Origin of the sequence: Halorubrum sp. C191 (genome assembly GCF_002727095.1) — an archaeon.
Taxonomy (GTDB): Archaea; Halobacteriota; Halobacteria; order Halobacteriales; family Haloferacaceae; genus Halorubrum; species Halorubrum ezzemoulense.
Genome location: NZ_NHNZ01000028.1, coordinates 1 through 8,159 on the forward strand (window position 1 = coordinate 1; position 8,159 = coordinate 8,159).

The 8,159-nt window shown below is 50.9% G+C and carries 7 protein-coding genes; 4 read left to right on the plus strand and 3 right to left on the minus strand.

Features of this window, described 5'->3' with window-relative positions; genetic code table 11:
• Positions 1-2,330: PAS domain-containing protein (locus tag Z052_RS02390; protein ID WP_144049979.1), on the minus strand; the 2,330-nt coding region annotated here is incomplete at its 3' end.
• Positions 2,331-2,850: 520 nt separating this feature from the next.
• Between Z052_RS02390 and Z052_RS02395 the strand changes: the two genes are divergently transcribed.
• Together Z052_RS02395 and Z052_RS19640 are read left to right on the plus strand one after the other, a co-directional pair.
• Positions 2,851-3,864, plus strand: a complete 1,014-nt coding sequence (locus Z052_RS02395; RefSeq protein ID WP_099288733.1) for a hypothetical protein — start codon at positions 2,851-2,853, stop codon at positions 3,862-3,864.
• A 128-nt stretch (positions 3,865-3,992) separates the two neighbouring features.
• Complete coding sequence (locus Z052_RS19640) at positions 3,993-4,682, plus strand: hypothetical protein (RefSeq protein ID WP_144049980.1); 690 nt, start codon at positions 3,993-3,995, stop codon at positions 4,680-4,682.
• Between the two features lie 158 nt (positions 4,683-4,840).
• On the opposite strand, the gene Z052_RS20710 is transcribed toward Z052_RS19640, so the two are convergent.
• A complete protein-coding gene (locus tag Z052_RS20710; protein WP_099288735.1) occupies positions 4,841-5,140 on the minus strand; it encodes a hypothetical protein in 300 nt (99 codons plus the stop codon).
• 766 nt (positions 5,141-5,906) lie between these two features.
• On the opposite strand from Z052_RS20710, the gene Z052_RS19645 reads away from it, so the two are divergent.
• Both Z052_RS19645 and Z052_RS19650 read left to right on the plus strand, forming a co-directional pair.
• Positions 5,907-6,785, plus strand: coding sequence for a hypothetical protein (locus tag Z052_RS19645; protein ID WP_141213588.1), 879 nt, complete (start codon positions 5,907-5,909; stop codon positions 6,783-6,785).
• Positions 6,786-7,190, plus strand: a complete 405-nt coding sequence (locus tag Z052_RS19650; protein ID WP_144049981.1) for a hypothetical protein — start codon at positions 6,786-6,788, stop codon at positions 7,188-7,190. It abuts the gene before it with no gap.
• Between the two features lie 441 nt (positions 7,191-7,631).
• Here the strand turns inward: Z052_RS19650 and Z052_RS02410 are convergent.
• The coding region (locus tag Z052_RS02410; protein WP_144049982.1) for a transposase at positions 7,632-8,159 on the minus strand (528 nt) is incomplete at its 5' end.

Here is an 8,159-nt window from a genome sequence, read left to right on the forward strand (position 1 = left end):
CCCAAGACAGCGTCCATATCATTCCGTACATTGTGTCTCAGTACACGGTTCAACACCTGTACCCGCTCCTCGCGGTCGCGCCGTCCAGTGACATCCCGAGCGATAGTGACCACACGCTGCTCGCCGCCTATCTCTGTTAAGGTCGCATTGACTTCAAGCCATACAACATCGCCGCTGGCGGTCCGCAACGCCCACTCGATGTCTCTCGCCGGGTCACCGGATTTGGCCACGTCGCGGACAACCTCCCCGATTGTGTCCGCATCGAATCCGAGTGCCGTCGCAGTCACCTCTTCCGGGTCCATATCGATGATTGTGTCACGGTCATATCCGAGGAGCTCACACATGGTGTCGTTGACATCGAGTAGCTCCGCAGTCTGCGGGTCGTAGACTCCGATTACGTCCGTCACACCGTTGAAGATCTGTTCGAACTCTCGTTCGCGGCGCTTCCGCTCCGTGATATCACGCTGGATCGACAGGACTCGCTGTTCACCACCGATCTCAGCCGTCGCCAACGTGACCTCGATCCATGACTGTTCCTCGTCCGGCGGGGCGAGTTCCCACTCGATAGTCTTCGGTTCACCCGAACGGGCGACAGTCTGAATCAGTTCTTTACCGCGTTCCGGTGTGTACCCGTCTTCAGTTGCGCTGAGACCCTCGATACCGAGTTCGCGAATACGCTCAAGATCGTCGCACCCTACAAGTTCGAGATACGAATCATTCACACTGACAAAGGAGAGCGTCTCCGGGTCAAAGATGGCGATAGCGTCGTTGACTCCGTTGAAAATCTGCTCGTACTCGCGCTCGCGGCGTCTCTGTTCGGTAATATCGCGTATCAAGCCGAGGACACGGCGCTGTCCGCCTACGGTTGCGACTGTGAGGTTCGCTTCGACGAGACGGTGTTCGCCGTCGGCAGTCTCGATTCGCCATTCAACGGTCTCATCCTCCTCGTTCTCGGCGACATCGGTGATGAGATCCTTCGCTCGCGCACCGGTATACCCCTCATCAGGGACACTGAGACCGTTGATACCCTGTTGAAGGATCGTCTCGTAGTCGTATTCGAATAACTCGACGTAGCTGTCGTTCACATCGACGATCTCACCCGTGTCGGGGTCGTGGACTGCGATTGCGGTAGTCACGCCGTTAAATATCTGCTCGTACTCGCGCTCGCGGCGTCGCGTATCGGTGACGTCCCGAATGACTCCGACGATTCGGTCGACAGCACCGCCCGGGCCGCGGCTCGGGTAGCCGCTTACCTCTACCCAGCGCGTCTCGCCGTCCACGCGGAGTCGGTGACTGAACGTGTACGGCCCCGGCTCCTCCCCGCGGATGTGTTCGCTCATAGCGATAAGATCCGAGCGGTACGCCTCACGGTCCTCCGGATGGACGGCGTCAAGAACGGCCATCGGGTCGTCATACACGCGGTCGACCGGTTGGTCGAACAAATCCGCATAGGCCTCGTTGATAAAGAGCACCTCCGAGAGGTCCGCACGTGCTAAATAAACGACCTCATCCATATGCGTCGATATCTCGCGAAACTGACGGCGCTGTCGTCGACGATCGGTCACGTCCGTGGCCGTCGCCAACACCAGTTCCTGACCGTCTATCGTGACCGTCGTCAGCGTCGCTTCGACCCAGACGTGTTGACCGTCAGCCGTCTCAAGCGGCCATTCAATTGGACCGACGGTTCCGTCCTCTGTTGCGGAGGTGATAACCTCCATGGCAGCGGCCTGATCGTAGCCGTCGATGCTCGCAGTGTAATCACCAACCTGCATGGAAATGAGCTCCGCTCGGTCATACTTCAGCAACTCACAGAGCCGCCGATTCGCGTGGATCAACTCTCCCGTCTGTGGGTCATGAAGTGTGAGTGGCTCAGAGACATTGTCGTAGATGGTCCGATAGTCGCGAGTCGGCTGTACTTCTGTCGCGGTAACCGCCCGCTTGAGCACTGTTGTCGGCGATCGCGAGAGCAGTTCCCACGGGAGGTACTCCGTTACACCGGCCTCAAGCGCTTGAGCGATCGATACCTCCGTAGGGGCGACATACACCACCGGTGGGCTGGAGTCAAGGGTGGCGTTCCGGACCACCCAGTTGCTGACCTCAGTCAGTGACGCGGCTGCGTCAGCGTCTGTCCGATCGGCGCTGCCCGACTCAGGCGTTACCGCGGCAATCAGACAATCGAACTCCTCGACTGAGTCGGGAGTATCACGCTCGACAGGTGCTATTGAAATAGCCACGTCAAGCGAATCCTGTGCGTCTTGGAGCGTCGTTTCGACCGACTCTGGCCCCACCACGCCAATTGTCGGGTGTCGTTGCGTGAAGACCTCAGACATTCTCTCTGTAGGTTGAAGTTTATAGAATAATAACGCTACTCCCGTGCTAGCGGTTGTTTGGGCCGATAGAGGATCAAGATGGTTCAGATATTCCAGCCCCCAATGAGTACGCCGGCCGGGGAAATCGTGTTTGCTACAGTGATAAGTCGATTAGATCACTATCCAATACAGCAGTCGATACGGAGCGTAATTTGATAACTCAGCTTTGAACGTTAGCGTCGGAGAAGTCCGTAATCGGCATCATCCGTCTTCACTACCGCCTACGTCATGCTCCTACTTCAACGTTCAAAGCTGAGTTGATAATATAAACGTTCGCTGCCGATCTGAAGATTGTATTCGCGTACTGACAACCTGCGGCTGTCTACCGATTTCCGATCCCGTAACACTGCGACCCAGTTTATAAAGAGTCGATACAGATGACGACGATGTATGGCTTTGAGTCCCTGTCACCGCGACGACCGACGGTCTCCATCAGTAGTTCAATGTAAAAAACAGCTACACAGCGACTATACGAGAGGCAATGACGACAGTTGACGCCTTCCAGACCGCTGTCGGCGATACTCGAGAGTACGCCGGTGCACTCGGGGTTTTCGGCTGGCTCAAATTCGCCGCGCTCATTCTGTTCGTCAGTCTCGGCCCCAGCATCGCGAGTCGGGTGGGGCGGTTCGCCGCGCTCGCTAGTGTGTCCGGCGAGCCGTCAGATGTTGTGTCAGCACCCGCACTGCTCGTGATCGCAGCCGCCGGACTGCTTGCGATCCAGTATATCAACGCGGTCGCGGATCTGGTGATTATCGAGTCGCTGTGTACGAATCGGCTCCGAGTGGGAGAGTACGCCCGCCACAACCTCTGGCGTGGAGCCGAACTGTTCGGCTTCCGACTCGTACTGCTGGTGGGGGCGGCCCTGATCGTGACGGCGTCCATAATCGCAAGCGGCGCAACAACCCCCGAAGAGCTTCGGACAGTTGGGCCAACGGCCGGGGCGCTAATCGCTGCTGGCGTAATCGTGGCTGCCGTAATGTATCTCGTGGTTGGGACGCTGACGACATCGTTTGTCGTCCCGATCATGCAGCGTACGGACACGGGACCGATCGCCGGCTGGCAGCGGTTTGGGGCCGGTACCACTGGGAATCGATTGGCAGTAGCGGGCTACGTCGTTTTGTCGTGGGTAATTGGTGGAATCGCCACCTCGCTCAAGTTCCTGATTTCATCTTTCTTTACTGCTATCCTTGGCGGATTCGCAGTCCTGACGCTGTCGGCAGTTGCAGAAACCACCGCGCTGCAGGTCACCGTCGGTGGTGTCTTTCTGCTTGGCTATCTACTGTTTGTCTACGTGGTGACGGTCGTTATTAACGCCCCAATCAAGAGCTACCTCTGGTATGCTGCACTTGAACTGCTCGGGCTGTGTAACGCCGACCTCGACTTTCTCGGTGTCGCCAGCGATAGTGACTCTTTCGACAGCCGTGCACACAGCGTGGCGGAGGTCACAAGCCACACCGACGACGACCGCAACGAGAGCAACGACGATGAGAAGTGAGAATGGTGATGATTCAAGACATCGCTGGTCGTGAATAATGCTGTTTAGGAGGGATTGTGTTGACTGTTGATGGATTTCTGCCTAGACTGTTACTTAGTATTACAATTGCATGGATAGGATTGACTGCGATGACTAGTGGGGTCAAATCTCTGAAAGGTTGGTGGGAGGTGTTAACAACAGATTCAATGTCAATCGCTGAGGCTATTGTAACTAATGAAGTGACTCAGATCCGAGGCCGTGTTCGTCCAACCCAATCAAATAGCGCTCTTGTCTCACCATTACGGAATGAACAATGTGTAGCTTATGAGTATAACATTAGTAAAATAGTACAGGATACCGGTCGCAGCTCTATTGATTCTGACATTAAGTATAGCTCGTTTATTATTTCTGATGGAACTGCGGATATTCTTGTTAATCCTGACGAAGGTAGTTTGTCGATCAATATGACAGCGAATAGACCCACCAGTAAACGAGAGATTATGGAACAAACTGCTGATGAACGGCTTGACTTGGAACCATCAGCGTATACATCGGACATAGGCGAACTCACAGTACCTATCGAGTTAAGTGAAGGAACAATCAGCATTGGCGAGAAAATCACTGTCATTGGAAAAGCTGATCCGGTGCTAGAGGAAGCAACCACAGATGTGGATGCAGCCATGACATCTGAGGAAAACTACTTGGCAGTGATGAATGACGACCCGGGAAAGACCGCGCTGAAAAAAGCCGCTCGGGGAGCTTTTCTGTTGATAGTGGGGTTACTCTTCAACATTTTCGCACTACTCGTTCTCACCACCGCTATCTCTGACATAATATAAGCGGGGCAGTACTGAGAGGGATCTGATGAGTTGCGTACTGTATCCAGCAGTACCTTCTCGATGTATTCTATTTCTGCCAAGGACTGCGTGACCAAGACAGAGATTACACTCAGCAATCCTAATCTCTCAACAAAGCAGTTCTGATCAATTGCGCATCATCAATAAAAAATATACATTCCGAACATACTCCCGACCACAATACCGACGACTGCTTTTAGAATTTCTTGCCAATTAGACCTACTGAAACCATACCAGATGAGTCCAATCGGAATAACTGCCAAGATTTCATCACCCCACGACGGAATCCGACTTCCATCAACCATCGAGTTCATCAAAAAGTGGACCACCGTCGCAACAGCGCCAACAAAGAACGCAGTAATACGGCTCCACTGAAACTCTGACCAGCATAGACTATCGCTTGGAGGACCACCACCGATGAGCTCGCGCTTAGAGGGCATGGTTCGTATAGTGTGGTTTGTACTAAAGAATCCATGCTACACTTGCGCGCTGTATTCGGCAAAACGTCGAGAACATATCACCGGTTGAGGATTCTAACAGAGCCCACTCGGATTAATTCACATCGATTAAATCGTCGAACGGATTCGTGTCCGCGCTATCATTTCACGCCTACTACCCGGTGACGAGAGTTTAAAAAGTGGCAAGTATCTCCTACACAACGAGACAGCGAATTACGGACGTTTTATACCCGTCAACCGGTTATTCACGCGTGGTGGTTATGACGATTCCGTTACCCCCACTGAAACTCGATTTCTACTAATAGTCTTCAAGCTGTGAATCCTAATACGTAGCAGTTGGTGTTCGCCATTCGCAGGAAGATAGATGCACCGGTAGATACTTCATTCTGGCCTCACCTAGTATGTCATAAGCAAAATCAGCCCACCAACCCGTATTTAGACCACAATTCACCATGTCAACTGAGATAATTATAGAGAAAGAACGATTGGACTATATGCTTGATGCATTTGACATGGAGATCGACGATGAGGGGTATGTGGTGGACCGAGATGGCAATAGAGTCCGGTCCACAGATGGGGACCCAATTCAAAAAGACAAAATTGGAATGGCTGGACACGGATCTGTAGAATTTGTTAAAGACGACATTTCGTCGCTAACAAATTACCTTCGACGGTAGAGCGGTTTTGAATGTGTACTATTTCTGAATTTCTTTCTAGCCTGTTTCAAGACGACGAATCCTCATCTGAAGTGTCTGGTGCTGCAGATGGAAGAGGGCAAGAAGATGCTAGTGTAAAAGGAATACCTGTTGACAGAGATCAAATCAACCCGGATTCCATCGACAGCCTACATATTTGTGAAAACAATTCTGGCCATGTCTTCTTGTTGAATGACTCCAATGAGAATGTTGAGTTATTTGTTGACCCTGAAAACGTTGAGGACGAATCTCGCGAGGAAAGTCTACGGGTATTCTGGGAGTTACATTCGGCTTTTGATGGGTTCATCATTGACGCTCTGGCGAACTACATACTTGCATATAAGAGAGGAAATGGTGACGAGTACATAGACAGAGTATGCCAATTCTATGAGGGAAAGGTACCCCACGAATATTTGATGATGATTGAAGATTCAATGATGCTGAGATTAGGTACGGAAGAATTTGATTCTACATTAGACGAGATCCGCGATAGAAAAAGACAAATAAAAGAAACATATGAAAATCATGATGCATATGCTGTTGCCTCCCTTTGTTCAGCTGGTTATTTAGATCGAGGAGGGTTATTCTGGACGCTGTATGAAGAGAAAATAAAAAATGGTGAATATACTGATTCCGATTATGAAGAGTGGTTCTTGAAATACGTCCGGAAAACCCCCTTTGTCGTTTTTGTAAAACGCGAGGATAGTGCGATGGATGTATACGATGCACTGATCGGAAGATCGTGGAGAATGCATCGGTACGATGTGGATTTTGATTATATCCACATACGAGGAAGGGGCCCAGATAATCATAAAACGATCAATGAAATGCTCACATCAAAAGAGATCACCGAAAATCATCCAAATCTGATATATGAAAAAGAGATTGTAGATGGAGAACTGATTGTTAATATAGATCCTAACTCAATCTGAATGCCTTCTTTAGAAGAATTAAAACAAATTCTTGGCAGCGAATCTGCCCTGTTAGTATATATTCCATTAGTAAATTATGGTCTCATAATCAATAACTCACCGAACTCTAGTGAAATGATTGTTATCAGTGTATTTTCTGCTATTTTTGCAAGTATTTTATACACGGTTGTCAAGGGCAATCCTAGCCTGTCATCGAGTCAGACAGTTCTATTTTTGCTCGCATTCCTTGTATGGGCAATCTTTCTAGGGTATAGTATGTATAGACTCATCTCGTTATTCGGGACCCCAACCCCAATTCCAGAAGCACTCTTTCTACTATCTGCATCTATAATCACATTAATCATTTCTGATGGTCTTTCTATGATAATTTTGGATGGTTATGATGGTGCATTAGGTCCTCGGTGAAGTGTGATTCACCCCCTAGTATTGACAGTTTCTTTTATTACACCTACATATTAGTATTATTTTGTTGAACCACACTGAATCGCAATAGCCTAATTACTGAAAATTCACTTACTAGATAGATCTCCAGCCCTGAACGATTACTTGGTCTGCGATCAATTCGAAGCCCTGCTACATCAGCAGTCTTCAGCGATCAACGGTTTCAGCTCGGTTCATGTCTGAAGAGATGATTTCAACACCTATGAAAGCCTGCTAGCACAACAAACCACGTCTGCGATACTATATTTTTCGCCGAGGTCGGTCCGTTCTTGTCTACGAAGAGAAAACCGCAAGCAGCCACGGCGATAGCTCAGGAAACAGCCGGCAGGCGGTCAGAACGTGATGGAGTTAGCTGCGGCTCACACCGATTGCGACCGGCCAATGAGGGCCGCCGCCCGGCGGCCCTCAGGCACTCACCTCTGGTGGATCGTACACCTCCTCACGCTCCAGCATATGGAAGATCGACACGAGCAGTTTCCGCGCTGTTGCGACGATCGCTATCTGGTGGTTCTTCCGCTGTTTCAACCGAGCGTAGAAGCGTCCAAGATACGGATCGTTACACCGATGAACCGCCGTTTGAACACACTGAACGAGGATCCAGCGTAAGTCTCCACTTCCCCGTTTCGAGATCGATCCTTCAGTCCGCGAGTCACCTGACTCGCGGACGACCGGATCCAATCCCGCGTAGCTCACTACCTGATTCGCCTCGTTGAACCGGTCGATCTCACCGATCTCCGAGGTGATCAGCAACGACGAGTAGAAACTCACGCCGGGAATCGTCATCAACAGCTGCGTCTCCTCCAGAGACGCAGCGGTCTCTTCGATCATCTCTTCGAGTTCCTCGATCTGAGCGGTGAGCTCGTCGATGATCGAGAGGAACGACTCCATCAACTGATCGCCGACTACACCGAGCGAGAAATCCTCGCCGGCGAG